The following is a 26,894-nucleotide window of genomic DNA, read 5'->3' as shown; positions in this document are numbered from 1 at the left end:
CACCTTCAAAATAAGTATTGCACCTCGTTTCCCGCAAGCCACATATCAATTTTATTTACTGGTTCACTAAAGTACCCATGTTTATACATTAGGTTGTAATAATACAAAAGACTTTCTTTTTCCTTTTCTTGAAAATCGTAATGAAGACTCCGAAAATAATTTATCCAAAAATCCTGAGTGCCTCCATGTTCTTTTTTAATAGAAGTGGTCATTTCTTTTAAGTGTGTATAAAGAACACGTTTTTTACTGTATAAAAATTCTTTATACAACAGCTTCAGTACGCTTTCTTTCTCTTGTACAGCCTCTTTTCTTACTGCAAAAACAGCGTATGTCATCGGATAACCTGTATGGTTTAACCACAGTTCTCCGAGGTCATAACAGTATAAATCTGATTTATTTTTCCAGGAAGTTTGAATAGCGTCATCTCCGATCAATAAAAAAGCATCGTAATTTTTCTTCATTTCTGCCGGATCCGGTGCCATTATAGTGTAATGAATAGTTGAATGATTATAGAATTCAGCCATAATGATTTTCAATAAATGAACAGAAGTTGCACTTGAAGAAGTTAAGGCAATACTTGCGCCTTCCAGTTTTTGCAAAGGTTTATGTGAAAATAGAAAAATAGAACCGACTTTTCCATAAGAAGATACCGATAAGCCTGGCATCAGTTGGTATTGACCGGATGCTTCTCCAAATGCGAAAGAAGAAATACCTCCAACATCAATCGTACCTTTTTTCATTCCTTCATTTAAACCAGAGGGAACTTTTGGGATAAAAGTACATCCTTTTGACTTTAAATACTCACGATTTATATAGAAAAACATAGGTAAAATATTAGTGTATGAAATTTCTCCAATGGTTAAACTCATTTTCCGCTCCCCCACCTTGTAAAAAGGGAATGATGGACATTTAACGCGTCCAAAACCTTTCCTACTACAAAATTAATAAGATCATCTTTTGTTTCCGGCAAATGGTAAAATCCGGGCATTGCCGGAATGATGTGGGCTCCATTTTTTTCAGCTTTAAGCATGTTTTCAAGGTGAATACCATTAAGCGGAGTCTCTCTTGGAACGAGGATTAATTTTTGCTTTTCCTTTAAAATCACATCTGCTGCCCTTTCTAATAGATTACCGGAGTTGCCGTTTGCAATTTTAGAAAGGGTTCCCATAGAGCAAGGAATAACTGCCATACCGTCTGTTCGATACGATCCACTGGCAACTGGCGCTTTAAAATCACGCAAGTCATGAATTTTTAAGTTTTCTTGATAAGACTTAGAAAATAACTCTTCTAGACAAGCTTCTCGATCAGATGTATCTAGAAGCAGTTCTTCTCTAAAAACTTGCCATCCGGCTTCACTTACCAAAAAATGTACAAAATGGTGATTCTGAAGCAGCATTTGTGCAAGACGTACGCCGTATACTGCCCCGCTTGCCCCAGTAATTGCTACCGTAAACACTTTTTTATTTTCATTCATAGAAGAATATCCCCAATCGTAAATAACAGCATAACCATGCTAACAATCCCATTCATTGGAAAAAAAGCAACCTTTACTTTGGAAAGGTCATCAGGTTTTACGATTGAATGCTCATAAGCCATAATGATACCAGCTAGCAACACACCTGCTAGATATACAACAGAAAGAGGCGATAAAAAGTGAAGTGTTAACAAAGATATAAAACTAATAACGTGAAAACAACGTGCTAAGTATAATGCTTTTTTAACACCAAATCTTGAAGGTATAGAGTAAAGGCCTGCCTGCTGATCGTAATCAGCATCCTGGGTAGCATAAATAATATCAAAACCCGCAATCCAAAAAGCAACGGCTAAAAACAATAAAAAAGCCTCACTGTGAAGAGTGCCTGTAGCACCTACCCAGCCGCCAAGAGGTGCAATTGCTATTGTTACACCAAGAAAGATATGACAAAGCCATGTGAACCTTTTGGTATAAGAGTAAAAAGTAAGAAAAAACACGGCTATAGGAAGTAAATAAACTGATAACATATTGAGCTGATAAGCAGAAATAAACAATAAAAGAAAGGAAGCAGTGATAAATAAAATACTCTGGCTGGTCGTAATCAATCCAGCAGGTATTGCTCTGTCAGCCGTTCGAGGGTTCTTTTTATCAATATTGGAATCAATCACTCGATTTAAGGTCATGGCCGCACTTCTTGCGCCAACCATAGCAAGAGTGATCCAAATCCATTCTGATATTGTCGGCCAGCTTCCTTCTACCATTAAATTACCTAAAACTGCACCTAAAAATGCAAAAGGAAGGGCAAAAACGGTATGTTCAAATTTGATCATCTCAAGTATTATTTTAAGTTTTTTCATCTTAGATTTTCCTCACTTTGAGCTGCTTTTCCTTTTCTTGCAAAGTGTGCAGCAGCTGTACCCATCGAATATGGTATAACGTTTACTTGATGAAAGCCAGATTCAGAAAAAAGAACAGCAAGCAAACTTTTATTCGGAAAAGACATAGTCGACTCTTGCAGCCAGGAATATTCTTCATAACTGCCAGCAAAGTATTTCCCCAAAAGCGGCATAACCCGCTTAAAATAAAAAGAATAGACTCCTTTAACTTTTTTATGTTCTGGTTGGGAGGTTTCAAGGCATACTGCCAGTCCGCCAGGCTTTAATACACGATGCATCTCTTCTAATACCGTTTGGTAGTCAGGAACATTACGCAAACCAAATCCAATGGTTACATAATCAAATGTATTATCTTCAAATGGGAGGCTCATAGCATTTCCTTCTATCAATTCTACATTTGTAAGATGTTTATTTCTAAGCTTTTGATTGCCGACTTCAAGCATATTCTGGCTAAAATCCAATCCAATAACATGTCCGTTTTCTCCCACAGCTTCAGCAAGGTTAATAGCCCAATCAGCAGTCCCGCAGCAAACATCCAGAGCTTTAGCTCCTTGAAAAACGTTCATTCTGTTCATTGTATCTTTACGCCAAGACTTATGAAGCTGAAAGCTAATAATAGAATTCATTTGATCATATTTATCGTGAATCGATTCAAAGACTTCATGTACCCTTTCTTCTTTGGATTTTTGCATCTTATCCCTTCTCCCATTACTTTATCTTTGCTTCACATTCCATATTTATCCAATTTTTAAGTCGGTTATAGAGCGGGACCTTATGAATAGCAGGATAAGTATCCAGCTGATTTTGCAATTTAACCTGCAGTTCAGATATTTTTTCATTTAAAAAACTGCTTGTACGTGCTGGCGGCCAATTTGTAATCTCATCTGCTCTATATCCTTCTCTAAAAGAATGAATAGCTGAAGCAAATGCCGATAAATATTTTGAGTTTGACTTTTCTCTTTCTTTAAATAATCGTTTTAATAAAAAGAAATTTTCGGCAAGGAAAGCAAGTTCGTTTTTTTTATAAAAAAGGGCTATATCAGAAATAAATCCTCCCTCAACAGTCTCTAAACGTTTCATCAATTCATCTTCAGATTGATGTTCAGAAAAATGCAGACTCATTTTTTCAACATTAATTTTCTGAATTGAGCTGCTAAAAACGGGAAGTATATCATCATGTACATTTTTGACGAGCATGAAATAATAAAGGCTGCTGAAAAAGTCGCCTGCTAAAACAGTTAGCTGTCTCGGTTTTTTTTCCATACTATCTTCTAACTTTGTATTGTGAACCTTTTCGTGCGTAAGAAAAGCTGCTTGAACAAGCAGAGCAGATAGTATCTGTTCTCGTTTTTCTTCTGTGGTAAGACTAGTCTCTTTCATTATTTCTAACAAAAAGAATATAATATCATACTCTATTTCTGCACTATCAATATGTTTTTTCAAGTATGGGTGGGTAGTCATCTTTAAAAACTGATTTTCAATGTCTTTAACTTCCTCAGCCTGCTGTTGTGATTGAATCATGTTAGACGTCCCTCCCATAATTTTAGCTTGGTGATAATATGTAATTCATTAGAAATCTTGGCATATCTTCAAACATTTATACCGCTTACGTTTTCGTACTTTGCTAACTATAAAAAAGTTAACGGTGCTATTATAGCATAGAAGCGAAATTCGTCGAAACCTCTATTAGTACCTGTTGTCCATCAATTCTTAAAGCCACCGCTTTCTGCGACAAGTGGTGGCAATAGTACCTATACGTTGAACTTACTTTTATACAATCCTAACAGTGTTAGAAAATTTGGCTTGCTGCAAAGTCATTAGTTAGCATTTCTGACAAATTAATACAGGGCGAAACTTTATTGTAAATTTCACGCTATATTGACATATCTAAAAGTTATCAGCCCTATATCTACACTTTATTCTTCCGTTCTCAATTCTCCATGGCTGGTTTGTATGACGGCTTTACCTCTTACTTTTACAGCTGATGTATGTTCGGTAAACTGTGCAATCATAACCTCGCCTTTATCAAGTTTTTCTGAATGATGAAACCTTGTATCCGTGCCTCTTGTTAAACCAATCACGTTAACACCGTCTTCTTCGGCTTTAATGACAAAAAAATCGTCTTTACTATTCACTATCATCACCTGCTTTAAAAAAGTTAAGATCTATTTATTAATGCTAATACTTCCGCTCTTGAGGCATCATCTTTTTCAAACGTACCTCTAACCGCAGATGTAACCGTTTCAGCACCAGGCTTTTTAACACCACGCATGGTCATACACATGTGTTCTGCCTCCACTACAACAATAACACCATGAGGCTCTAAGGTTTCCACTATGGTATTAGCAATTGTCGAAGTAATTCTTTCTTGAAGCTGAGGTTTTTTAGCAACCGTTTCTACAGTACGAGCTAGTTTACTTAAGCCGGTTACTTTTCCTCCTTTAGGTATGTATCCTACATGAGCCTTCCCATAAAATGGGACAAGATGATGTTCACACATGGAGTAAAACGGAATATCACGAACTAACACAAGTTCTTCGTGGTCTTCTCCAAATACCGTTTGTAAATGTTCAGACGGGTCCTGATGAATCCCTTGAAAAACTTCTTCATACATTTTTGCAACCCGTTTAGGTGTATCCATTAAACCTTCTCTATTTGGGTCCTCACCAACAGCCTCTAGTATTAACCGAACAGCTTGTTTTATTTTATCATGATCAACAGTAGGCAATCTATTTTCCCCCTATCGAATTAAGTTTAACCTTTGAAAAATTTTAGCATAAGGGTAGGTATAAAGCAAAAGATGAGCAATGATATAAGTTTTTAATAATTTTATTATGTTAACTAATTACACATAGAAAAGAAGCAGCTTTATACACTGCTCCTTCTTTCTAACATTTTTTTAATCATTAAAGAATAATAGCGATTAATCCGCCTGATCCTTCATTTATTATTCTTTCTAAGGTTTCTTTTAATTTATATCTTGCATTTTCAGGCATCAGAGAAAGTTTGGCTTGGATACCTTCACGCACAATTGAATTTAATGATCTTCCAAATATATCAGAATTCCAGATAGATAGTGGATTTTCTTCAAAATCCTGCATGAGATAGCGAACTAATTCTTCACTTTGTTTCTCTGTGCCGATAATAGGAGCAAATTCCGATTCTACATCCACTTTTATCATATGAATCGAGGGTGCTACTGCTTTCAGTCTTACTCCAAAACGAGAACCTTGACGTATAATTTCTGGTTCATCCAGACTCATATCAGTTAATGCGGGAGCAGCAATGCCATACCCGGTCTGTTTTACCATTTTTAACGCTTCACTCACTTGGTCATATTCACTTTTTGCATAAGCAAAATCTTGCATAAGCTGAAGCAAATGATCCTTTCCTCGAATCTCTACTCCTACAACTTCTTTTAATACTTCATCATACAAGTGATCTGGAGCAAAAAGATCGATTTCAGCAATTCCCTGTCCCATTTCAATTCCAGCCAGACCTGCCTCTTCTATAAACTCAAATTCATTTGCAAATTGATGTACAACTCTATCCACATCTCGCAGCCTTTTAATATCTTTTACTGTATTTCTTACGGACTGCTCATATTCTTGTCTAAGCCAATGGTTATCTCTTAATACCATTACCCAGCTTGGTAAATTAACATTTACTTCATGCACTGGAAACTCAAAAAGAACTTCCCTTAATACGTTATGAATATCATGTTCTGTCATGCTTTCAATACTTAATGCCAGTACTGGAATGTCATGCGTTTCTGATAATTCTTGACGCAGTGATTCTGTTTCTGGATGATGCGGCCTGACTGTATTGACGATCATTATAAAAGGTTTTCCAACCTCTTTTAATTCATCTACTACCCGTTCTTCTGCTTCCATATAATCCATGCGTGGGATTTCACCAATCGTACCGTCTGAAGTAACAACAACTCCTAAAGTTGAGTGTTCTTGAATAACTTTACGTGTTCCTATTTCTGCTGCTTCTTGAAAAGGGATGGGTTCTTCATACCACGGTGTGTTTATCATTCGTGGTCCATTTTCATCCTCATATCCTTTAGCACCTTCTACGGCATATCCAACACAATCTACGAGTCTAACATTTACTTCAAGCCCTTCATCCACTTCTAATGAGACAGCATTGTTAGGAACAAATTTCGGTTCTGTTGTCATGATCGTCTTCCCGGCAGCACTTTGCGGCAGTTCATCTTTTGTTCGTGCTTTATCTGCTTCACTTTCCATATTAGGAAGAACGACAAGCTCCATGAACTTTTTAATAAAAGTGGATTTACCGGTACGGACTGCTCCGACTACTCCTAGATAGATGTCTCCACCGGTCCGCTCCGCGATATCTTTGAAGATATCAACCTTTTCCACTAGATCCCCTCCTGTTCAATGTGAAATTCCGATACCGGTCTTGCATGTATGACATTATATATTTATGATAATGTCCGACGGATATGACTTTCTCATTTCTACTTATGCTATGATTCAAACTTATATGCTTAAACTTAAAAGAGAAATGAGACGGTAAAGCTTTCAAAGAATAACAGCTAGCATATAACAGATTAGCTATATCTCACTCGAAATGCCGTCCATAACATCGTTACTCCGTCCTGTACGTTAAATAATATAGGTTTTGCTTATACAGTTAATCGAATTGTATTTACATTTTGTAAGTAAAAAAGACACTCTCCTGATGTTTTACAACGGAAAGTGTCTTTCTTCGTTTTATGTTTTATATTGTTATTCTTTTTTAAATGACGGCTCTCCATTGTCATCAATCGTATACGGAACAGAGAATACAGGTACTATCGGCGAATGGTCCGTTAATATTTCTCTTATGTCATCACCTTTTTTGAAATTATGGTCATTTTCTCGTAAAGCTATATTTAAATCCATTGCATAATCGATTAAAACATTTCCATGTTTATTAATGATTAGAGGTAAATATGTCTCATTGTATGGACTTTCCACTTTCGCATCCCGATGGTAATCCAGCTTCTCCATATCTATGGAATAAACCCCAGGGCCAATGGGTTCTTCAATAGGAGCATATTCATTTTCTTTAATATAGTTATTTACTTCTCGCTGTAGTTCTTGTATCTCTCTCATAATACGTAAGTCAATTACTTTAACTTCTGCTTCCTCTTCCGGATTAATAATCACATATTGATAAAATCCACCATTTTCAAAAGAATTTCCTGGCGGCTCTTGCATATAACGCGGCAGTAACTGCTTAAAATCTATTACATATTTCTGATATATCGGTGTATCTTCATCCTTTGTTTTTATAGGAAGCACACTGTTATCTTGTTTATATTGATCAACCGCTTGCTGAACGGAAGCAAGCTGATTTTCATAAGGTACTTGATTTTCCGCCCTTTTTTCCTGCGGGAACATACAACCCGATAAGAAAAATAGAAGAATCAAACCCAAACATGATGCAATCAATTTAATTTTCACTGCTTCACCTCCTAAGCAGAAAGGTCGTTATATGTTAACGTAGAGTTTTTTTATTCAGCCAGCGGCCCTCTTACTACGACGGCAAAAACAATTAGACCAGCTATCATAAGACATAAAAATGACAATATAAGTAATAATACCCGCCAAATTCCAGGCAGCTTTTGTGATAACACGGTAAGCCCGGCCGACACAAACATTAAAAATATACCAAAAAAGGAAAACCACATGTTTTGTAAAGCTGTCATCAACCGCAACCTCCTTTAATTCAGTCCATATTATAACACATGGAACAAGCTGTGACTGCATGTCCGAATTGTTTTCAATGTTTTGTAGAAAAATAATATATCCCATTCGTTTCTTTTTTTCCATCAAAAACCAGCTGAACCGGGGCTGATCCAGCTGGCTTTTGCTATATTCTTTCCTTTTTTTCTACAGCCTTTATTCTATTCTTTTTACTGTATTCATAAAGGTATCCATTGGAATGAGCATATGCCTTTGAAGCATAAAGAAATCTAAAATTATTTTGACTGGAACCACTTGCTTAAAGAAGCCAAATCAAACGGGATATTGTTGTTAACAATGGCTTTGACTAATTCATCTTCTTGTTTTTTGGATACAGTTTTCCCAGCAAGTTTACCAACATCAGAAATGACGCGGCGTACGGTTTGCTCATCTTGAAAGTCAGCTCCATTCAAGGATTGTACCAGTTTAAATAAATCTTCTTGTTTTACATTCGTTTTTTTCTCAATCTGGTCAAAAAATGAATCGTTTTGACGGTGTCGCATGTAACAGCCTCCCTTAATCACTATTCAAATTATCCTATGCATGATTAAAGGAGGCGTGCCAATTGTTACTCATTATCATTTGGACTCCATGACTTCTCCTGCCATTTTTCTTGAAAATCAGGCCCTAACAAAAGTGAAACATTCTCTACTTCATGTTTCCTTACTCTTCCCATTAATTGATGTGCTGCAGCTTCGGGTTTTTTTTCATTAAACAAAACTTCAAACAATGCCTCTGTAATTGGCATTTCTACTTTCAGTCTGTTTGAAAGTTCTTTTACTGCCTTTGTCGTCCTTACTCCTTCTACAACCATACCCATTTCATCCAGCACATTTTCAAGGTTTTTCCCCATCCCCAGTTTATATCCAGTCCGCCAATTACGGCTATGCTGGCTGGTACAGGTAACAATCAGATCACCCAATCCAGAGAGCCCAGTAAAAGTGAGCGGATTTGCACCAAGTTTAATGCCTAAACGTGCAATCTCGGCCAGCCCTCTAGTCATAAGAGCAGCCTTTGCATTATCGCCGTACCCAAGGCCCTCTGTCAATCCAATACCGAGCGCAATGATATTTTTAAGCGCACCGCCTATTTCTACTCCAATCAAATCTTGGTTTGTATACACCCGAAAATTATTATTCATAAACAATTCTTGCACCTGTTCAGCCGCTTGAGCTGCGTGAGATGATACTGTAACGGTAGTTGGCTGTCTTTCACACACTTCTTCAGCATGACTCGGGCCAGACAACACTACAGTTGCTTCTCCTTTTTTTTCATCCAGCTCTTCTTCCATCATTTCTGAAATCCGCTTTGAGGTTCCAGGTTCAATGCCTTTGGAGGCATGAATAAGAATATTATAATCTTTTACGTATGGTTTTAATTGAGTCACTGTATCCCTAATAGCTTTCGTAGGGACAACGAGGAGGACGTATTTCGCATCTTCTGTACACCATGCTAAATCATTTGATGCCTGAATAGCATGTGGAAGGGCAAAGCCGGGCAAATATTTTGTATTTGTATGAGAATTGTTTATTTCGTCTGCTTGTTTTTGTCTTCTTGTCCATATTTTCACATTGTGCTCGTTATCTGCTAACACTGTAGCTAAGGCTGTTCCCCAGCTACCTGCCCCTATTACCGCAACGTTTGAGTTCATTCTTTTCCCCCTCGTTTATGATAATTTCTTTTCCCCGATTTTGTTTTCGGTACCTTTTATTAACCTCTCAACATTTGTTCTATGTTTCCAAACCGACATTAGTCCTAATAGTGCAGTTAAGTAAAAGTATGGATCGGGATGTCCATAATGCTCTTTTGTAAACCAGATTAATATAGGAGTCGCAGCGGCAAAAATCAATGAACCTAACGAAACGTATCTCGTAACCACGATGGCTAAAATAGAAACAATGCCGACATAAACCGCCGGGAAAAATACAAGACTGCCTACTACTCCAACTGCTGTTGCTACACCTTTTCCACCTTTAAACCCATAATATACCGGCCAATTGTGCCCAAGAATTGCAGCTAAACCTGCTAAAGCGGGAGCAAGGCCATCCATTTCCCCGAGAGAAGTAAATACCGGAAATATACCCGACATTTCCAGCCATTTTGCAAACCACACTGCCGCGATCCCCTTGAATATATCAAGACTCAACACTAAAATAGCTGGTCCTTTGCCTAACACTCTTAAAATATTGGTAGCTCCTGCATTCCCGCTGCCGTGCTGTCGAATGTCAATTTTCATCATTTTTTGAGCAATCACATAGCTAAAACTAATCGACCCTAATAAATAAGCAGCGATTATAGACACTAATAATTCCATTTCTCCCGTTTCCCCCGATTAATTGATATAATTTTTACTAAAAGCTTACTCGTTCTTTTTTCGCGCAATAATTTTAAGTGGTGTTCCCTCAAAATGAAATGCTTCGCGCAGTTTATTTTCTATATATCGTTTATATGAAAAATGCAAGAGTTCAGGGTCATTTACAAACAACACAAAGGTAGGCGGAGCCACTGCCACTTGAGTTGCGTAATTTATTCTCAGTCTGCGATTGTTCTCAGTAGGAGTAGGATTTATTATTACTGCATCCATAATGACGTCATTTAACACATTTGTAGGGACGCGAAGATTATGGTTATCTGCAGCTTGTTTTACAGCAGGCAGTAAATGCTGCAATCTATGTTTTGTTTTGGCCGACAAATAAAGGGCTGGAGCGTAAGATAAAAATTGAAATTCATCACGTATTTTTTCTGTATACCGTGACATGGTTTTATCATCTTTCTCTATGACATCCCATTTATTAACTACGATTAACATAGCCCTTCCTGCTTCATGGGCATATCCTGCAATTTTCTTATCTTGTTCTCTTATACCTTCTTCCCCGTTTATTACCATTAATACAACATCAGAACGCTCCATCGCTCTTAGAGCACGAAGAACACTATACTTTTCAGTCGCTTCATATACTTTACCTCGTTTTCGCATTCCAGCTGTATCTATTAGCACATATTCCTGATCATCTTTTTCAAAAACCGTGTCCACTGCATCCCGGGTAGTTCCAGGAATATCACTTACAATTACTCTTTCTTCCCCGAGAACGGCATTAACAAGAGAAGACTTCCCTACATTAGGCCGGCCGATAACTGCCATTCTAATTGTATCTTCTTCATATTCTTCCTCTTGGTCAGCTGGAAAATGGCGAACGACTTCATCGAGCAAATCACCTAGGCCAAGGCCGTGAGCCCCGGAAATCCCAAAAACTTCACCAGTACCAAGCGCATAAAACTCATATACTTTATCCTTCATTTCAAAGTTGTCAATCTTATTAACCCCTAAAACGACAGGTTTTTTGGAACGATGCAAAATGGAAGCCACTTCTTCATCTGCCCCAGTCACTCCATCCCTTCCATTTACTAAAAAAATAATTACATCGGCTTCATCAATGGCAATTTGAGCTTGCTCTCTCATTTGCTCTAAAAGAGGTTCATTTCCTATCTCTATTCCGCCGGTATCGATTACGTGAAACTCACGGTTTAACCACTCAGCTTTACTGTAAATACGATCTCGAGTAACGCCGGGTATATCTTCTACAATTGCCTGTCTCTCTCCTACAATCCTGTTAAAAATAGTAGACTTTCCAACATTAGGTCTTCCAACGATGGCTGCTACTGGTTTTGGCATAATTTTTTCTTTCCTTTCTCCCTTAACCACTTAGCTAATTTAATCAATAAATCCAGTGACTTGCATACGTAAGTCACTCCTATGAACCGCTTTTTACTTTATTTAGAAAGAACTCGGCTTCACGCCGAGTTCTTTTTCTTAAAGTATTAGTACCTCAACTTGTTTATTTTAGCAGATTTTTCTCTACCCAGGCAAGTTAGAACGAGGTGGAGATGCTACATTATTAATCATAGTTATTAATTTGTGAAATAATTCTAAACTGTATAATGCTGCAATTAGGGTAATAAGGTAATTTAAAAAGAACACTTCACCTACATTAAGTACCGAAGTAAACGGAAGTATATGCAATTGGTAAATTATTTCTCCGCTGCAAGAAGCTATTATCGCACAAGCTAAGCGTTCCTTAAATGAATGAAAAAAGAGAAAAAATATAAAGGTAAAACAAATAATATACGTCAATAAATGACCAAATAAGAAAATGACTGGTTCATACCATTCGGTTAACCGTAAAGCTGCAAACAAATATGCAAAACTAATAGACATAAAAAATATTTTCCATTTATTTAAGGAGGTTTGATCACATAAACAAAGAAAACCTCCTGCAAAAAACAAAATAAATACAGGCTTGATTGTCACCTGCATGAAAGACCAGTCCAAAGGGTAAAAACTGATTATTGCTAGCAAGAACAGGGACAAAACAAAACGATATCTATTTTGTTTTCCTACTAAAAAGGTCTGAATGATCCATAAATACCAACTAATGATTAGTAATAAAATATTCTCCATTTTTTTCCTTTTTTTCTACAGTATGGACAATATTTCTTTATCTATTCAATAACACACCAAAAACTGGTTTATCAAACAGACAAACCAGTTTTCAATTCCCGAGCCTTTTTCTGCTGTAGTTTGATGGGGGAAATCCTCTTTCTTCTAACCAGTGTTTCGACTCCCCTGTAAGTACAAGAGGTGCATATTTGAGATCCATTATTCGCTCAGCACCGACAGCAGTCATTACCATTTTTAATTCTTCCTGGCACTTAGTAATAAAACGTTTGGCACCTTCTTTTCCGCCCTGGTCTGCAGCTGCTAAAACTTTCCCCGCTATACCCGCTGCATCAGCTCCTAAAGCAATGGCTTTTGCAATATCGTATCCGTTTCTTACTCCGCCTGATCCTATTACTGAAATAGAACGCGAAGCTGCATGTACGGACTCTACAATAGATGGGACCGCAGCCAAACCCCACTTATTAAAAAAATCAAATGGCTCATCTCTTCTTTTATTCTCAATCGCTGCAAAATTTGTGCCGCCATTTCCTCCCGTATCAACAACTTGGACATCCGTTTGTTTTAATTGTGCTACAGTCTCATAGGACAATCCAAATCCAACTTCTTTTATAATGACAGGTACATGTAAAGATGCAGCGATTTCAGAAATAGTTTCAAGAGCACCTTTAAAATCTCTGTCTCCTTCAGGCATTACTAATTCTTGTATAACATTTAAATGTATTTGTAATGCATTTGCATCTATCATGTCTACAGCCTGCTTTGCTTGCTCTAACGTTAATTCGCTTCCTAAGTTAGCAAATATCACACCATCTTTATTTACTTTCCTAACAATATTATACGTTCTTTCTTCTGCTGGATCTTTGAAAGCTGCCATTTGAGAACCAACTGCCATAGCAGCTCCAGTATCTCTAGCTGCCGCTGCAAGACACTCGTTCATTCTTTCTGTTTCCTTGCCGCCGCCTCCTGTCATTGCATTAATAATAATCGGCGAACTTAAATAAAGTTCGCCGATTGATACGGATTGGTCTATTTGAGAAACAGAAGTCCCCGGCAAGCTGTTATGAACGAAACGGACATCATCAAAGCTGTTCTTTTTTTCTGTTTCTGCGCTTAAAGCGTAATTAATATGATCCTTCTTTCGTTCAGCACGAGACACCTGAAAACCAAACTCCTTATTTTTTATACTTTTTTAATTGATCACCAATCATATCACCTAATGAAAAACCAGAATGGTCTTCTTCAGGGGCTTCATACTCTTCCTGAACTTTTTTATCAGGAGTATCTTCTTTTTCTAGTTCACGAATGCTCAATGAGATACGTTGTTCTGATGGGCTGATATCGAGAATTTTTGCCTTCACTGTTTGTCCTTCTTCAAGAACTTCTCCTGGAGTGCCAATATGACGATTAGCGATTTGAGAGATATGAACTAATCCCTCTACTCCAGGTGCTACTTCTACAAACGCTCCAAAAGAAACGAGACGCTTCACTTGACCCTCAATAATATCTCCTGGTTCGAATTGTCCTTCAATTGTGGTCCAAGGTCCCGGCAACGTTTCTTTAATAGAAAGAGAAACCCTTTCACTTTCAGAATCAACAGCGAGAATCTTCACATCTATTTCATCGCCTTCTTTTACAATTTCTCCAGGAGATTCTACACGGTGATGTGCCATTTGTGATATATGGACAAGGCCGTCTACGCCTCCTATGTCTACAAATGCACCAAAATCAGTCAACCGCTGTACTGTACCTTTAACCACATCTCCAACTTGAAGGTTTTCAAGTAATTCTTTTTTCTGCTTGTCTGCTTCTTCGTCAAGAACGGCACGTTGAGAAAGAATAAGTTTATTTTCTTCTGGATCGATTTCAGCTACCTTTAATCGTAATGTTTTTCCTTTATATTCGCTAAAATCTTCCACAAAATGACGTTCAACTAAAGATGCAGGGATAAATCCGCGGACACCAAGATCAACAACGAGTCCGCCTTTTACCACTTCTGCCACCTCAGCTTCTATTATTTCACCAGCTTCAAATTTCTCTTGGAGTTCCCCCCCATGCTTTATCCGCCAAAGCAGCGCGGCGTGACAATACAAGTTCATCGTCCTCAAGTTTAATGACTTTTAACTCAAGCTCGTCGCCTTCTTGGAGTACATCATTAACCTTTTCTACATGAAGGCTTGAAAGTTCGCTGATCGGTATCACTGCGTCCACTTTATATCCAGCGTCCGCGTAGGCCTGCTTGTCTTCAACTTTAGTAATCTTTCCGGTAACAAGATCTCCTACACTTAAATCCTGCATACCGACCAATTCATTATTCATTTCATCAACCATTGACATTTGCCTCCTTCACTTTCCTTTAGGGAACATAAAACTAAAATATAATAAATTCCTTATGCTAAAGAATTTATTTCACCAAACACATTAAACGAAATGACTCCAGCTTTTTCTGCTCTATTTATTTTTTTCAGCTTGGTGTTGAGCCATTAACTTACGGATACTATCCATAATTTCTTCAGTAGCGTCAGCAGCGCTTGTTTTTTGATTTCTTAATTGTTGAAAATTCAACGGTTTCCCGTAAACAACAGTCACTTTTTGAAAAGGTTTATACTTTCCAAAAACGGCAACCGGGACAACAGCCGCTTCGGATCTAAGAGCGAAAAAACCTGATCCAGACAGCCCTTTTCCAACTTCACCGGTTTTACTCCTTGTACCCTCCGGAAAAAGACATAAAACCTTCCCTTCTTCTAATAAACTCAAACCTTTTCGTAAAGCTTGACGGTCGCCTGCGCCTCTCTTTACAGGAAAAGCTCCGAGAGAAGGTAATAGAGATCCTAGAATCTTTTGACTAAAAAGCTCTTCTTTTGCCATAAAGTGAATCTTTCTTTTCATAAAAGAACCTACTAATGGAGGATCATAATTGCTAATGTGATTAGAACAAAGCAGCACCGGTCCTTCTTTTGGAATATTTTCTTGACCAATTGCTTCTGCACGAATAACCAATGACAAATACATTTTGCATATCGTTTTGCCTATTGCATATACGCTCATTGCTTTTGAATCCTTTCTAAAGCTAATGAACATATACTCTCTGCCACTTCATCTGCTGATAAACTTGTTGTATCAATCTCCACAGCATCTTCGGCTTTTATTAAAGGAGATATTTTTCTTGTAGAATCTTTGTCATCTCTTAACTGAATATCATTCATAATCATTTGTAAATCTGAGCTTCTCCCTTTTTCTACATTTTCAAAATGTCTGCGTTTTGCTCTTTCTTCAACAGAAGCTGTCAGGAATACTTTCAGTTCGGCTTGTGGAAGAACGGTTGTTCCTATGTCCCTTCCATCTAAAACTGCACCTTTGCTGCTGGCTAAATCTTGTTGTTTTTTTACCATTTTTTCCCTTACTCCTGCATGTGCAGACACAGCAGAAACGGAAGCTGTGACTTCACTTGAGCGTATATCGTCAGTGACTTCATTATCATCAACAAAAATCCTGTTTCCATCGATTGCATAAGTTAATTGCAAATTTGTTGATTCTAACATCGAAGATAGAACTTGTCCATCCTGAATATCTACGTTCGAGTGAATAGCTTTCCACGCTAAAGCACGATACATCGCCCCTGTATCTATATAAATATACCCCAATTCAGAGGCTACTTTTCTTGAAACCGTACTTTTCCCTGCACCCGCAGGTCCATCAATAGCAATGTTGATTTTTTTCATAGTGCACCCCATCGAGACGATATGTATTACTGCGATGATTAAGGGCGATTGGATTCCCTAAAACTTATATATTCACAGAGTATCATACCATAAAGCAATGAACAAATCTAACGATTCCGACTTTAAGCATTCTTTTTCATTAAAGTATAATTGGATTCATCGATTGATAAATCATTCTTATTCATCAATCATTTACGCTGTACTGCGTCAGATTTTTAGCCGTTTGCCCCTTGACTTGACTTTACAGTAATAATTCTTTTAAGTGAGAAAAAGAAGAAGCAAGGAGCCTCTTCTTTTTCTCACTTTTTTAAATTGTAATGATTCTTCGATTTACATAGTGTCATACACAGGTTCAGCTTGTTCCAACTTTTTCACGCTTTCTTCGTCTCCGTTGTCCGCATTGATATAAATTCTGTAGGTATCTTTATCAATAGTACCGTAAAATTCATAACACAAAATTTCTTCTTCATCTTCATTTTCAATTAAAGCTAGACCCTCTTCTCTAACCTCTACTTTTGGATTAATTTCATCTCTTGCCTCTTCTATACTAAGAGAAGGATCAAGGTCTTTTCGTTCTTTGTGATTAGTTATATATTCTGCTCCTTTGTAACCAATAATTTCTCCATCATCAAGCGCTACTTCTAAATAAACAGTATCCGGATACACTTTCACTTCGTTTTCCATGGATACAAATTGAAATACGCCTACCGTGTCATACTGCTTACCATCCACCATTTCCATGTTTTCGAATCCATTTTTCTCTAGAAACTCTAAACCTTTTTTTGATGCTTTATTTAAACTGATTTCTGGTTCATCTACTGGTCTAGATTGCAAAAACCAAAGAGGGTGTCCGCCTTTTTTTGTCATGTCCATGTAAATTTCGTCTTCTCCCTCAGGCTCCTCTATTGTTAACGTATACCCTTCGAATTCAAGGCCTTGTTTATTTAATTCCTCAATATTAACATTCATCGAATCGGGAAGGCCTACAAATTTTTTCGCTTTTTTGGCTGCTTCTTTTTTACTTATTTCTTTCCCTTTAACATTTTCAGCAATTTTCTTATCTAAATCTGGAGCAAATCCTTCTTCCATTTCAGGGCCAAATTCTGCTTCTGAAAAGCCTTTGACTTTGTCATCAATCATATGAAACCCATTCACAATCGAATTGTCCATTGGCTCATCGTTATTGGCCATTGCTTCTTCTGCCTCTGTCCATTTAGCGTTTTCTTTTAACGTTGATGCTTGAAGCTTTCTTAAATCATGTTTAATTTCTCCAGCCTCTTTATAGAAATTGCTCAACTGTTTGTATTCTTTCTCAGACAGAGGTTCTTTGCCTAAATCACGAATGGTCGTTTCATAGCTGAAATTCCCAATTTTATGCAATAAATCTTCTGTTTCATTAAGAGCCATCATTCCAAGCGGCAGCTGCCCCAACTCACTTTGCGCCAACGATGTAAGGCGCCAGACTTGTGCAAGCGAGCTCGATAACTGTTTTCTCGAATTCATGGCTAGTGTAGAACCTACTTCATCTTCTATTTGGTCAAGATGAAAAGATAAATCATGAAAAGCACGCTGATAATTGTTTTCGTTATTCACAAGCAGAGCTTCTTTTTGATTTGCTTGATTAGCTCCCCACCAGCCTGTTCCAATCAAGGCAATGACAAGTAAAGCTATTAAGACATTACGAACCATATTAATATTCACCTCCGTTATTTAGCAAATACGTGTTTCCCAATCGTTTTCACTTGTGGCCTTTGCGCTACCCAGCCTGATGTAGCTGTCACTGGATTATAGTAATATAGTGATCCTTCAGAGGGATCCTGGCCATTTAAAGCATCAAGAACAGCTTTTCGAGCTTCTTCATTAGGTTCCATGTAAATTTGCCCATCAGCAACTGCAGTAAATGCCCTCGGTTCGAATATGACACCGCTCGCCGTATTTGGAAACGTTGGACTGTTTATTCGATTTATAATAACTGCAGCTACAGCTACCTGGCCAACGTATGGCTCTCCTCGTGCTTCACCATAAACAGCATTTGACATAATTTGAATATCATTTTCTGAATAACCTTCCGGTACATTCATTGCTTTTTGAATATTAGGTTCATTTGATTGATCTTCATCAACTTGCTCTTGATCTGTTTGCGGCTGCTCTGTTTCTGCTCCATCTTGTCTGCGCTGTCCATTACGCTGCTGGCCGCCGCCCTGCTGTTGTTCTTGCTGGGGCTGCTGCTCTTTTTGAGGCTGTTGTTTTCCTTTTTTATCTCTGCTTCCTTTCTCACCTTTTTGAATTTCTTTTGGTGTACCCCCATAATGGGTAAATTTCCTGCCATTTTCTAAAGCGTCTTTTACAAATGCTTCATCGTATTCGGTAGATTTTTCAAGCATGCTTTTCATTTTTTCCCCAACAAGGCCGTCTGTTTCTAAACCAAATTCCTCTTGGAAATTTTTAACAGACCAAAAGGTACCCCAGCCAAATACCCCATCAATATTGTCGTTGTAAAAACCGTTATACTGAAGCCTTGCTTGCAGTTCTACTACATCATCACCAGTAGCACCCTTTTGAATGACTTGATCTGTGAAGGCTTCTGCTGTTGTATTGGGATAGGCATAGCTGAAAATGAAAAAGCATAAGGAAACGAAAATAAGTTTCGATAGGTTTATTTGATATATTTTCATTACGGTTGTCCCTCCTTTTTACTCCACAACACTTGGTTGCTCTTATTTTCTTCTGTGTTGGTTTTTTTATTCATAAAGAGTTATTTATTCCATGCCATTTATTTAAAAAACTTGGCTTGCCACCGAGTCCTATGGCGGAAGACGTAGTTTTACTTATACTTTGATCCGTTAACAAAGTTAAACATTTCCTAAAGTACAAAAAAACCCTCTTCGACAACAAGTCGAAAAGGGCCAAAAATGCTATTTTACAGAACGCTAAAGTATCTTGCTTCCGGGTGGGCAAATACCATCGCAGAAACAGAAGCTTCGGGTTCCATCATATATTCATCTGTTAATTGAACACCGATTTTTTCTGGTCTGAGTAATCGGAACAATTTAGCCTGGTCATTTAAGTCAGGACAAGCAGGGTAACCAAAAGAAACCCTTATTCCCTGATATTTGGCGGAAAAACGTTCTTCCATCGTCAATTCAGGCGAATCCGGAATCCCCCACTGATCTCTCATCATTTGATGAATTTTTTCCGCAAAACCTTCAGCCACTTCTAAGGCAGCAGCTTGGACCAAATGACTAAATAAATAATCTCCGTTTTCTTTCGCTTTGGCAGACATTTCTCTTACACCTTCTCCAGCAGTGACAGTTAAAAATCCAACGTAATCCATATCACCACTGCCAACAGGACGAATAAAATCAGCCAAACATAAATGAGGAGCACGAGGCTGTCTTGGAAATGAAAAGCGTTCGAGTACTTTCTTTTCTACTGGATCATTATAAATGAATATCTCATTTCCATCTGACTGAGCCGGGTAAAATCTATACATACCGTGCGCTTTTAAAAGATTTTCTTTTTTAGCTCTATTCATTAAATGATCTACTTTTTCTTTTAATGCTACTGCTTTATCATTTTTTTCTTTTAATAACCGGCTGACTTTTCCTTGCAGACCTAAATGTTTTCCTATGAGCATTTGCAAATTTACGTACGGTTCTAAATGAGCAATACTAAAATCTTTCAGGACATGTTCTTTTAGATCTGGAGGAGTTTGTACCGGCACTTCTGTTGAAACCTCTGAACGAGCTGGTGTTTCTTCGCTTACCGTTTTTACAACTTTTTTGTTTTGCGCATTATCTAACCGTTTTTTTCGTTTCTCAATCAATTCTTGCTGCAGTTTGGTCCGTTCTTCAGGTACAGCCAGTTTATTTGCTATATCTAAACCGTTCATTGCATCTTTTGCATATAGAACCATTCCATCATACTCTGCACTTATTTTTTCTTCTGTAAATTTGCGCGTTAAAGCTGCTCCGCCTACAAGCACAGGTATAGAGATTTCTTGGTTTTTTAAGTCTTGCGCTGTAAGTACCATCTGTTGAGCAGATTTAACTAGCAGACCGCTTAAACCGACAGCATCCGGTTTTTCATTGTTAACAGCTTCAATTAGTTCATTTGAGGTGACCTTGATTCCTAAATTAACGATTTTAAAGCCGTTGTTTGATAAAATAATGTCTACTAAATTTTTCCCGATATCATGAACGTCACCTTTGACAGTAGCAAGCAATATTTTCCCTTTTCCTGAATCATCATCTTCTTTTTTCTCCATGTATGGTTCAAGATGGGCAACGGCCGCCTTCATCGCTTCTGCACTTTGCAGCACTTCCGCTACAATCAATTCATTGTTATTAAACAATTTACCAACTTTGTCCATTCCGTTCATTAATGGACCGTTAATAATATCAAGAGGCTCATCGAATTTTTTCAACGCTTCATCTAAATCTTCAAATAACCCTTCTTTTGTTCCTTCAACTATATATTCAGCTAATCTATCTTCAAGAGAAAGGTTCTTTTCGACTTTCTTTTTCTCAGCTTTTTTCCCTCGATAATGAGCCGTAAATTCTGCCAATGTTTCATCCGAGGTTTCAAACAATAATTTTCTGGCCATTTCCTTTTCGTTATCTGGAATACTTGCAAAACGTTCGAGCTTTTCTGTATTAACAATCGCATAGTCTAAACCTGCATTGGTACAGTAATACATAAAAGCTGCATTTAGAACTTCTCGACCAACCGGAGGAAGCCCAAATGAAACGTTACTTATTCCTAAAATCGTTAAGCAGTCAGGGAGTTTTTCCTTAATTAATCGAATTCCTTCTACTGTAGCTTCAGCGGATCCAATGTATTGCTCATCTCCCGTTCCAACCGGGAATACCAGCGGGTCAAAAATGATGTCTTTAGCGTTCATACCGTGCTTATGAACGAGCAAATCATGTGAACGTTTAGCAATTTCAAGTTTTCTTTCGGCAGTAACAGCCATCCCTTGTTCATCGATGGTTCCTACCACAACTGCTGCTCCAAAACGTTTTACTATTGGAATAATGTCATCAAAACGTTCTTCCCCGTCTTCTAAATTAATAGAATTGATGATTGCTTTTCCTTGTGAATAGGTTAGTGCTTTTTCAATAACCTGAGCGTCTGTTGAATCGATCATTAACGGTACTTTTACTTTGTTTATTACATAACTCAGAAACTTTTCCATATCCTCTAGCTCTTCACGATCAGGGTCCGCTAGACAAACATCAATAACATGAGCACCTCTTTTTACTTGTGCTCGCGCCACTTCCGATGCTTCTTCAAATTTATCTTCGTTAATAAGTCTTTTAAATTTTCTAGAACCAATGACATTTGTCCGTTCCCCAACAAACAGCGGTCTCATGTCTTCTTCATAGACAAGCGGCTCGATTCCAGAGACAGTGTGCGGGTGAGTCTCAACAGGTACTCTTGGAGAATAATCTTTTAAAGTATCTCTCATTACTTTAATATGTTCCGGGGTTGTCCCGCAGCAGCCGCCTACAATGTTAAGCCAGCCTTTTTCTCCAAATGTTTTTAACTTTGATGCAAGAGATTCCGGCGATTCATGGTAATGGCCTTCTTCATCAGGTAATCCTGCATTTGGATAGCAATGAACATAAGTCGTAGCTAAATCAGATAATGAACGCAGGTGGTCCCTCATAAATTCTGGACCCGTAGCACAATTTAACCCGACAACAGTAGGTTTCATATGTTCTAGTGAAATATAAAAAGATTCAATCGTTTGTCCTGCCAGCGTAGTCCCCATCGGTTCTATTGTTCCTGAAACAATAAGCGGCAATTCCGTTTTCGCGCTTGCTTCTGCACGTTTAATGCCAACATAAGCAGCTTTTACATTACGCATATCCTGGCTTGTTTCTAACAGGAACACATCTATGCCGCCTTTTATTAATCCTGCAGCTTGCTCCTCATAAGCATCTGCTAATTCTTCAAATGTTGTGCCTCCCGTTACAGATAATGATTTCGTCGTCGGTCCCATCGCTCCAGCTACGTATCTTGGAAATTCCGGAGTTGAATAATCATCAGCTGCTGCTTTGGCCAGCTTTGCTGCAGCTACATTCAGCTCTTCTGCTTTGTCTTCAAGATCATAATCGGCAAGTACAATACTGGTTGCCCCAAATGTATTTGTCTCTATAATGTCAGCACCAGCTTCTAAATACTCGCGGTGTATCCGATCAATAACATGCGGAGATGTAACATTTAGATATTCGTTACACCCGTCAAAATGCTCTCCTCCGAAATCCTCCGGCTTTAAATCTGCATTTTGAAGCATCGTTCCCATTGCACCATCTAGTAACAATATCGATTGTTTCAATCTTTCTTTAAATTGAACCATTGTAGTCTTCCACTCCTTCGTGTAGCTGCTGCTAACGCTGTAAAGCCGATTTTCTTATATAATCCGTTAATTCTGCTGTTATATCATACCGCAAAAACGGGGTAATGAGATATACTCCATGAAAATATTTTAAAGCCTCATCTATAAGTGATTTTGCTATCGCTGTACCTTCCCTTTGAGCTTTTTGTTTATCTTCTCCACATGCTCCCATTTTCTGCCTTATTTCATTTGTTAATTTAATCCCTGGTACTTCATTATGTAGAAATTCTGCATTTCTACTGCTAACAAGAGGCATTATTCCTATATATATTGGAACAGTTAAATGCTTTGTCGCTTCATAAATTTCTTTAAATTGCTCTTTTCCATATACAGGCTGACTCATAAAATAGTCAGCACCAGCTTCTATCTTTTTCTCCAGCCTTTTCACGGCACGCTCGAGATTTCTTACGTTTGGATTAAAAGCTGCTGCTACGGTAAACGACGTTTTTTCCCCTAACGATTTACCAGAGAAGGAACGCCCTTCGTTCATTTCCTTCATTAAAGAAATTAAATCAAAAGAATTAACATCGTATACAGAGGTTGCTCCTGGAAAATCACCCACTTTTGTCGGGTCACCAGTAACCGCTAATACATCTTGAATACCAAGAGCATGCAGTCCTAATAAATGAGATTGCAATCCTATTAAGTTCCTGTCACGGCAAGCAACATGAAGAAGCGGTCTTGCATTCGTTTTATTTTTAACCATTGCTCCCATCGCTAAATTATCAATACGAGGGGTAGCCAAGGAGTTATCAGCCATCGTAACAGCATCTGCTCCAGCCTTATATAATTCTTCAGCACCTTGAATGAATTTTTCTGTTGCTAGTTTTTTAGGTGGATCCAATTCCACTATGACAGAAGGCTTTGTCTTCTTTTCGTTTAGACGAACGGTGTCGGACGGCACTTGTGAAGATACTAGTTGATCAGCTAACGTTTCCTCTACTGTTACTTTTTCGGTTACAGGCGTTGTCCCTTTTACCGCTCGAGCTATCTCTGCAATATGATCAGGAGTAGTTCCGCAGCACCCTCCAATCAATCTTACTCCTTGCTGTTTTAAATCTTGTGCTCTTTCGTAAAAGTAGTCAGGGTTCGATTGATAAACAAATCTGCCATCATCTAAATCAGGCAGGCTTGCATTAGGATATGCAGAAAAATAGGTGTCTTTCATTAAAGGGACGGTCTCTAATGAGCGCAAGATATGATATGGGCCCATTCTGCAATTTAGCCCTACTATGTCAGCACCCGCTTCTTTGAGCTTTTGAAATACTTCACTAACCGGGGTGCCTCCATGCATAACCCCAACCTCGCCTAATGCGACTTGGGTAATTATGGGTAAATCCGTCAATTTCCTAATTAATTGTACCGCATCTATTGTTTCTTTTAAGTCATAAAAGGTTTCCAGCATTAAACCGTCAGGGTTTTCTGAAAGTAAAGCCTCTGCTTGTTCTTTAAAAGCATTTTGTATGTCTTCACTGCTGACATCGAGCTGCTTTACCCCTTTGATGCCTCCGATCGTCCCAAAAACAAAAGCTTCTGTCCCAGCAGCTTCTTTTGCAAGACGTATTCCTGCCTTATTTATTTCTACTGTTTTTTCACTTAGTTCGTATTTTTCAAGTTTTATTTTGTTTGCAGCATATGTATTCGATTGAATAACATCAGAACCTGCTTTTACATATTCCTTATGAACAGCTTTTATTGTATTTGGATTACTCAGGTTCAACATTTCAAAACACCCGGTAATACCTTTATCATATAAATAGGTGCCCATAGCACCGTCACCGACAAGCATGTTTTGCTGTAATTTATTAAGAAATTCCACTACTCTGTCATCCTTTCTTTTTAAGAGCGCGCTTATAATTTAGCTAAAGCTTGGTCTAAATCTGCAATTAAATCCTCAGCATTTTCAATACCTACAGAAAAACGAAGCAGCCGATTACATACACCGTTTGCTATTCTTACTTCTTCTGGTACATCAGCGTGGGTTTGGGTTGCTGGATAGGTCATAAAACTTTCTACACCGCCAAGACTTTCAGCAAATGTTATTAAGTCCAGTTCCTGCAGAAGAGTATTCACCCATTCTTCATTTTGAAGGCGGAAAGATAACATTCCACCTTTACCTGGATAGAGAACATCTGCAATTTTATCGTGTTTATTTAAAAAGTCTGCAACTTCCTGTGCATTTTTTGTATGTTTTTCCATACGAAGGGACAATGTTTTCATCCCTCTCATAAGCAGCCAAGAATCCATCGGTGATAAAATAGTGCCCATGCCATTATGAAAAGCCCCTATTCGCTCACAAATATTTTCATCATTAGCAACAATTAATCCAGCAATAACGTCGTTGTGACCTCCTAAGTATTTAGAAGCGCTATGAATAACTATATCAGCTCCCTTGTCTAAAGGCTGCTGCAAAACAGGAGTGTAAAAGGTGTTATCTACGATAAGCAGTAATTGCTTGTCTTTTGCGATTGCAGCAAGAGCGTCAATATCAGCCTCTTGCATCAATGGGTTCGTTGGTGTTTCGATAAACAAAGCGCGGGTTTTCTCGTTTATCAACCGCTCAAAATTTTCTAAATTACGAGGATCTCCATATTGTATAGTTACTCCCCAGTTTTTCCAGCCTTCTTCAAAAAGCCTGTAGGTACCTCCGTACAAATCTTGTGAGGCAAGAATTTCATCTCCACTTTCAAAAATAGCAAAGAGCGTTTGTATGGCTGCCATTCCAGAACTTAAAGCAAATCCTTTTCTGCCGTTTTCAAGTGCAGCAATCGCATTTTCGAGTATTTCTCTTGTCGGATTGCCTGTTCTAGAGTAGTCATATCCAGTGGATTGTCCAATTCCAGCATGACGATAAGCAGTTGAAAAATACACGGGAGCACTAACAGCCCCTGTTTTTTCATCTTGATTATTGCCGATTTGCGCTAAGTTTGTTTCTATATGGTGTTTACTGCTCATTTTTATGCACCTCATTTTTTATGTATATTCTTTTTTCCCTAATAGGAAAGCCTTCTTCTCGATAAGAAGAAGGCCTGCTTTATAAAGGCATGTACACTTCATCTTATCTTTCAGACGAGTAAGTATATCGTCTGTCGGATTTAGCACCTGACCATTGCGTGGCTGGTTGCTGAGATTTCATAGGGCCTTTCCCTCCATCTCTCTCGATAAGAATATAAAAATGTAATTGTTGTTAGTAAAACCGTACACGATAAAAAGCATAATTGCAATAACAAATTATTCCGGGGTTGCATCAATGTGAAGATTCGTTTCATTACCGCATACGCATCGCTTAAATCCTGTTTCGAGCTCTCCTTTTTCATTGTTTCTTCCTCGAAGAATATATTTTTCACCACATTTAGGACAGCGGACAATTACACGATAACGAGTCTGAACAGCCATAACTTCCATCCTTTCTTATGCCATTTTTTCATTCGCTTTTTTTGACCTCGACAATGCGAACCACCATAAGAAAAACATAAATGGTACAATGATAACTATTACATTTTTATGGACGGTCAATAATATCAAATCATATAACCCATGTAAAACAAGAGGCACAATAAGTGAGAATATCATCCAGATTACTTTTTTTACCTTTGTTGATGCAATTTGAGCACATCCTATATAATACCCCATTACTACTCCAAATAAAGCATGGCTGGAAACTGAAAGTAGAGCTCTACCTATTGCATAATCAATTCCAGTCGCCATGAGATATATTACATTTTCAGCCGAAGCAAACCCTAAGGAGATCGATGCGCCATATACAATTCCCTCATAGCGCGAATGGAAAGATACAAATTTATAAATAGTAAAAAACAATAAAAACCATTTAAAAAACTCTTCTAAACCTGCTGCTCCTAAAAAAGCATGTAACCATTCAGAACGTAAAACACCTTCTGCTTCTAATGCATATTGCAGAACCATTATAGGGAACACAAGCAATGCGCCAATAATAAAGGTTCTTAATACTTGTAAAAGAATATTTGATTCATATTCATTTCTTAAATAAAAATAACTTAACAGAGCAATGGCAGGTGCCAAAGCTGCAATAATAAGCGCAATCACTTTCATCCCGTCCCCTCTTATTATATTATCGTAACACGCTGTTTTATCGATGAAAATAAGGGTTCCGGGTAAGAATATCCATCCTCTTCACTCTTCTTATGTTACTCTTATTCTTTATT

The 26,894-nt window shown here is 37.9% G+C and carries 25 protein-coding genes, 1 pseudogene and 1 riboswitch; all 26 genes and pseudogenes read right to left on the bottom strand.

Going from position 1 to position 26,894, the window contains the following annotated elements; genetic code table 11:
* Positions 1 to 5 precede the first annotated feature (5 nt).
* The 26 genes and pseudogenes from CEF16_RS03340 to prsW all read right to left on the bottom strand — a co-directional run bounded on the left by CEF16_RS03340 (position 6) and on the right by prsW (position 26,781).
* Complete coding sequence (locus CEF16_RS03340) at positions 6 to 869, bottom strand: menaquinone biosynthesis protein (RefSeq protein WP_091579646.1); 864 nt, start codon at positions 867 to 869, stop codon at positions 6 to 8.
* Positions 866 to 1,474, bottom strand: a complete 609-nt coding sequence (locus CEF16_RS03335; RefSeq protein WP_091579643.1) for a UbiX family flavin prenyltransferase — start codon at positions 1,472 to 1,474, stop codon at positions 866 to 868. The genes CEF16_RS03340 and CEF16_RS03335 overlap by 4 nt, the downstream gene beginning before the upstream one ends.
* On the bottom strand, positions 1,471 to 2,331 hold the full coding sequence (locus CEF16_RS03330; RefSeq protein WP_091579640.1) for a UbiA-like polyprenyltransferase: 861 nt from the start codon (positions 2,329 to 2,331) through the stop codon (positions 1,471 to 1,473). Before CEF16_RS03330 ends, CEF16_RS03335 begins: the two co-directional genes overlap by 4 nt.
* Entirely contained in the window at positions 2,328 to 3,062 is a 735-nt protein-coding gene (locus CEF16_RS03325; protein ID WP_091579638.1) for a demethylmenaquinone methyltransferase, read from the bottom strand. The genes CEF16_RS03330 and CEF16_RS03325 overlap by 4 nt, the downstream gene beginning before the upstream one ends.
* Before the next feature lie 16 nt (positions 3,063 to 3,078).
* On the bottom strand, positions 3,079 to 3,891 hold the full coding sequence (locus CEF16_RS03320; RefSeq protein WP_170031548.1) for a heptaprenyl diphosphate synthase component 1: 813 nt from the start codon (positions 3,889 to 3,891) through the stop codon (positions 3,079 to 3,081).
* Between the two features lie 395 nt (positions 3,892 to 4,286).
* Positions 4,287 to 4,505: a trp RNA-binding attenuation protein MtrB gene (mtrB, locus tag CEF16_RS03315; protein WP_091579632.1), complete on the bottom strand. Its 219-nt coding sequence runs from the start codon at positions 4,503 to 4,505 to the stop codon at positions 4,287 to 4,289.
* A gap of 23 nt (positions 4,506 to 4,528) precedes the next feature.
* On the bottom strand, positions 4,529 to 5,098 hold the full coding sequence (folE, locus tag CEF16_RS03310) for a GTP cyclohydrolase I FolE (protein ID WP_091579630.1): 570 nt from the start codon (positions 5,096 to 5,098) through the stop codon (positions 4,529 to 4,531).
* Between the two features lie 178 nt (positions 5,099 to 5,276).
* Positions 5,277 to 6,758 (bottom strand): stage IV sporulation protein A, encoded by a 1,482-nt coding sequence (gene spoIVA / locus CEF16_RS03305; RefSeq protein WP_091579627.1) that lies wholly within the window; start codon positions 6,756 to 6,758, stop codon positions 5,277 to 5,279.
* Between the two features lie 369 nt (positions 6,759 to 7,127).
* The gene (locus tag CEF16_RS03300) at positions 7,128 to 7,847 is read right to left on the bottom strand and encodes a hypothetical protein (protein WP_245917745.1); all 720 of its coding nucleotides are present in this window, start codon (positions 7,845 to 7,847) and stop codon (positions 7,128 to 7,130) included.
* A 50-nt stretch (positions 7,848 to 7,897) separates the two neighbouring features.
* Positions 7,898 to 8,092, bottom strand: coding sequence for a DUF2768 family protein (locus CEF16_RS03295; protein WP_091579625.1), 195 nt, complete (start codon positions 8,090 to 8,092; stop codon positions 7,898 to 7,900).
* 273 nt (positions 8,093 to 8,365) lie between these two features.
* Positions 8,366 to 8,632 carry a stage VI sporulation protein F gene (locus CEF16_RS03290; RefSeq protein ID WP_091579622.1) on the bottom strand — a complete coding sequence of 89 codons (267 nt, stop codon included), beginning with the start codon at positions 8,630 to 8,632 and terminating at the stop codon, positions 8,366 to 8,368.
* A 65-nt stretch (positions 8,633 to 8,697) separates the two neighbouring features.
* Entirely contained in the window at positions 8,698 to 9,780 is a 1,083-nt protein-coding gene (locus tag CEF16_RS03285) for an NAD(P)H-dependent glycerol-3-phosphate dehydrogenase (protein WP_091579620.1), read from the bottom strand.
* 15 nt (positions 9,781 to 9,795) lie between these two features.
* A complete protein-coding gene (gene plsY / locus CEF16_RS03280; protein WP_091579617.1) occupies positions 9,796 to 10,443 on the bottom strand; it encodes a glycerol-3-phosphate 1-O-acyltransferase PlsY in 648 nt (215 codons plus the stop codon).
* A 45-nt stretch (positions 10,444 to 10,488) separates the two neighbouring features.
* Complete coding sequence (gene der / locus CEF16_RS03275) at positions 10,489 to 11,802, bottom strand: ribosome biogenesis GTPase Der (protein WP_091579615.1); 1,314 nt, start codon at positions 11,800 to 11,802, stop codon at positions 10,489 to 10,491.
* A 183-nt stretch (positions 11,803 to 11,985) separates the two neighbouring features.
* Complete coding sequence (locus tag CEF16_RS03270; protein WP_091579612.1) at positions 11,986 to 12,588, bottom strand: YphA family membrane protein; 603 nt, start codon at positions 12,586 to 12,588, stop codon at positions 11,986 to 11,988.
* Between the two features lie 91 nt (positions 12,589 to 12,679).
* Entirely contained in the window at positions 12,680 to 13,744 is a 1,065-nt protein-coding gene (gene fni, locus CEF16_RS03265) for a type 2 isopentenyl-diphosphate Delta-isomerase (RefSeq protein ID WP_091579610.1), read from the bottom strand.
* A gap of 16 nt (positions 13,745 to 13,760) precedes the next feature.
* Positions 13,761 to 14,916, bottom strand: a pseudogene (gene rpsA / locus CEF16_RS03260) (30S ribosomal protein S1).
* A 120-nt stretch (positions 14,917 to 15,036) separates the two neighbouring features.
* Positions 15,037 to 15,633 carry a lysophospholipid acyltransferase family protein gene (locus CEF16_RS03255; RefSeq protein ID WP_091579605.1) on the bottom strand — a complete coding sequence of 199 codons (597 nt, stop codon included), beginning with the start codon at positions 15,631 to 15,633 and terminating at the stop codon, positions 15,037 to 15,039.
* Positions 15,630 to 16,307 carry a (d)CMP kinase gene (cmk, locus tag CEF16_RS03250; RefSeq protein ID WP_091579602.1) on the bottom strand — a complete coding sequence of 226 codons (678 nt, stop codon included), beginning with the start codon at positions 16,305 to 16,307 and terminating at the stop codon, positions 15,630 to 15,632. The genes CEF16_RS03255 and cmk overlap by 4 nt, the downstream gene beginning before the upstream one ends.
* A 330-nt stretch (positions 16,308 to 16,637) precedes the next feature.
* Positions 16,638 to 17,996 (bottom strand): germination protein YpeB, encoded by a 1,359-nt coding sequence (gene ypeB, locus CEF16_RS03245; RefSeq protein ID WP_091579599.1) that lies wholly within the window; start codon positions 17,994 to 17,996, stop codon positions 16,638 to 16,640.
* A gap of 17 nt (positions 17,997 to 18,013) precedes the next feature.
* Positions 18,014 to 18,982: a spore cortex-lytic enzyme gene (sleB, locus tag CEF16_RS03240; RefSeq protein ID WP_091579597.1), complete on the bottom strand. Its 969-nt coding sequence runs from the start codon at positions 18,980 to 18,982 to the stop codon at positions 18,014 to 18,016.
* A 245-nt stretch (positions 18,983 to 19,227) separates the two neighbouring features.
* Positions 19,228 to 22,671, bottom strand: a complete 3,444-nt coding sequence (gene metH / locus CEF16_RS03235; protein WP_091579594.1) for a methionine synthase — start codon at positions 22,669 to 22,671, stop codon at positions 19,228 to 19,230.
* Between the two features lie 31 nt (positions 22,672 to 22,702).
* Complete coding sequence (locus tag CEF16_RS03230; protein ID WP_091579591.1) at positions 22,703 to 24,529, bottom strand: bifunctional homocysteine S-methyltransferase/methylenetetrahydrofolate reductase; 1,827 nt, start codon at positions 24,527 to 24,529, stop codon at positions 22,703 to 22,705.
* Between the two features lie 32 nt (positions 24,530 to 24,561).
* Complete coding sequence (locus CEF16_RS03225) at positions 24,562 to 25,665, bottom strand: methionine biosynthesis PLP-dependent protein (protein ID WP_091579588.1); 1,104 nt, start codon at positions 25,663 to 25,665, stop codon at positions 24,562 to 24,564.
* A gap of 100 nt (positions 25,666 to 25,765) precedes the next feature.
* Positions 25,766 to 25,878, bottom strand: a riboswitch (SAM riboswitch).
* Positions 25,879 to 25,941: 63 nt separating this feature from the next.
* Complete coding sequence (locus tag CEF16_RS23560; protein ID WP_170031545.1) at positions 25,942 to 26,106, bottom strand: hypothetical protein; 165 nt, start codon at positions 26,104 to 26,106, stop codon at positions 25,942 to 25,944.
* 15 nt (positions 26,107 to 26,121) lie between these two features.
* Positions 26,122 to 26,781 (bottom strand): glutamic-type intramembrane protease PrsW, encoded by a 660-nt coding sequence (prsW, locus tag CEF16_RS03220; RefSeq protein WP_342750462.1) that lies wholly within the window; start codon positions 26,779 to 26,781, stop codon positions 26,122 to 26,124.
* Between the last annotated feature and the right edge of the window lie 113 nt (positions 26,782 to 26,894).

The organism is Alteribacillus bidgolensis (genome assembly GCF_002886255.1).
In the GTDB taxonomy this organism is placed as follows: domain Bacteria; phylum Bacillota; class Bacilli; order Bacillales; family Marinococcaceae; genus Alteribacillus; species Alteribacillus bidgolensis.
This window is presented reverse-complemented; position numbering and strand designations above follow the sequence as displayed.

Coding starts and splice junctions, on each gene's coding strand:
- CEF16_RS03340 (WP_091579646.1), bottom strand. CDS start 869: ATGAGTTTAACCATTGGAGAAATTTCATACACTAATATTTTACCTATG.
- CEF16_RS03335 (WP_091579643.1), bottom strand. CDS start 1,474: ATGAATGAAAATAAAAAAGTGTTTACGGTAGCAATTACTGGGGCAAGC.
- CEF16_RS03330 (WP_091579640.1), bottom strand. CDS start 2,331: ATGAAAAAACTTAAAATAATACTTGAGATGATCAAATTTGAACATACC.
- CEF16_RS03325 (WP_091579638.1), bottom strand. CDS start 3,062: ATGCAAAAATCCAAAGAAGAAAGGGTACATGAAGTCTTTGAATCGATT.
- CEF16_RS03320 (WP_170031548.1), bottom strand. CDS start 3,891: ATGATTCAATCACAACAGCAGGCTGAGGAAGTTAAAGACATTGAAAAT.
- CEF16_RS03295 (WP_091579625.1), bottom strand. CDS start 8,092: ATGACAGCTTTACAAAACATGTGGTTTTCCTTTTTTGGTATATTTTTA.
- CEF16_RS03290 (WP_091579622.1), bottom strand. CDS start 8,632: ATGCGACACCGTCAAAACGATTCATTTTTTGACCAGATTGAGAAAAAA.
- CEF16_RS03285 (WP_091579620.1), bottom strand. CDS start 9,780: ATGAACTCAAACGTTGCGGTAATAGGGGCAGGTAGCTGGGGAACAGCC.
- plsY (WP_091579617.1), bottom strand. CDS start 10,443: ATGGAATTATTAGTGTCTATAATCGCTGCTTATTTATTAGGGTCGATT.
- der (WP_091579615.1), bottom strand. CDS start 11,802: ATGCCAAAACCAGTAGCAGCCATCGTTGGAAGACCTAATGTTGGAAAG.
- CEF16_RS03270 (WP_091579612.1), bottom strand. CDS start 12,588: ATGGAGAATATTTTATTACTAATCATTAGTTGGTATTTATGGATCATT.
- CEF16_RS03255 (WP_091579605.1), bottom strand. CDS start 15,633: ATGAGCGTATATGCAATAGGCAAAACGATATGCAAAATGTATTTGTCA.
- cmk (WP_091579602.1), bottom strand. CDS start 16,307: ATGAAAAAAATCAACATTGCTATTGATGGACCTGCGGGTGCAGGGAAA.
- ypeB (WP_091579599.1), bottom strand. CDS start 17,996: ATGGTTCGTAATGTCTTAATAGCTTTACTTGTCATTGCCTTGATTGGA.
- sleB (WP_091579597.1), bottom strand. CDS start 18,982: ATGAAAATATATCAAATAAACCTATCGAAACTTATTTTCGTTTCCTTA.
- metH (WP_091579594.1), bottom strand. CDS start 22,671: ATGGTTCAATTTAAAGAAAGATTGAAACAATCGATATTGTTACTAGAT.
- CEF16_RS03225 (WP_091579588.1), bottom strand. CDS start 25,665: ATGAGCAGTAAACACCATATAGAAACAAACTTAGCGCAAATCGGCAAT.
- CEF16_RS23560 (WP_170031545.1), bottom strand. CDS start 26,106: ATGGCTGTTCAGACTCGTTATCGTGTAATTGTCCGCTGTCCTAAATGT.
- prsW (WP_342750462.1), bottom strand. CDS start 26,781: ATGAAAGTGATTGCGCTTATTATTGCAGCTTTGGCACCTGCCATTGCT.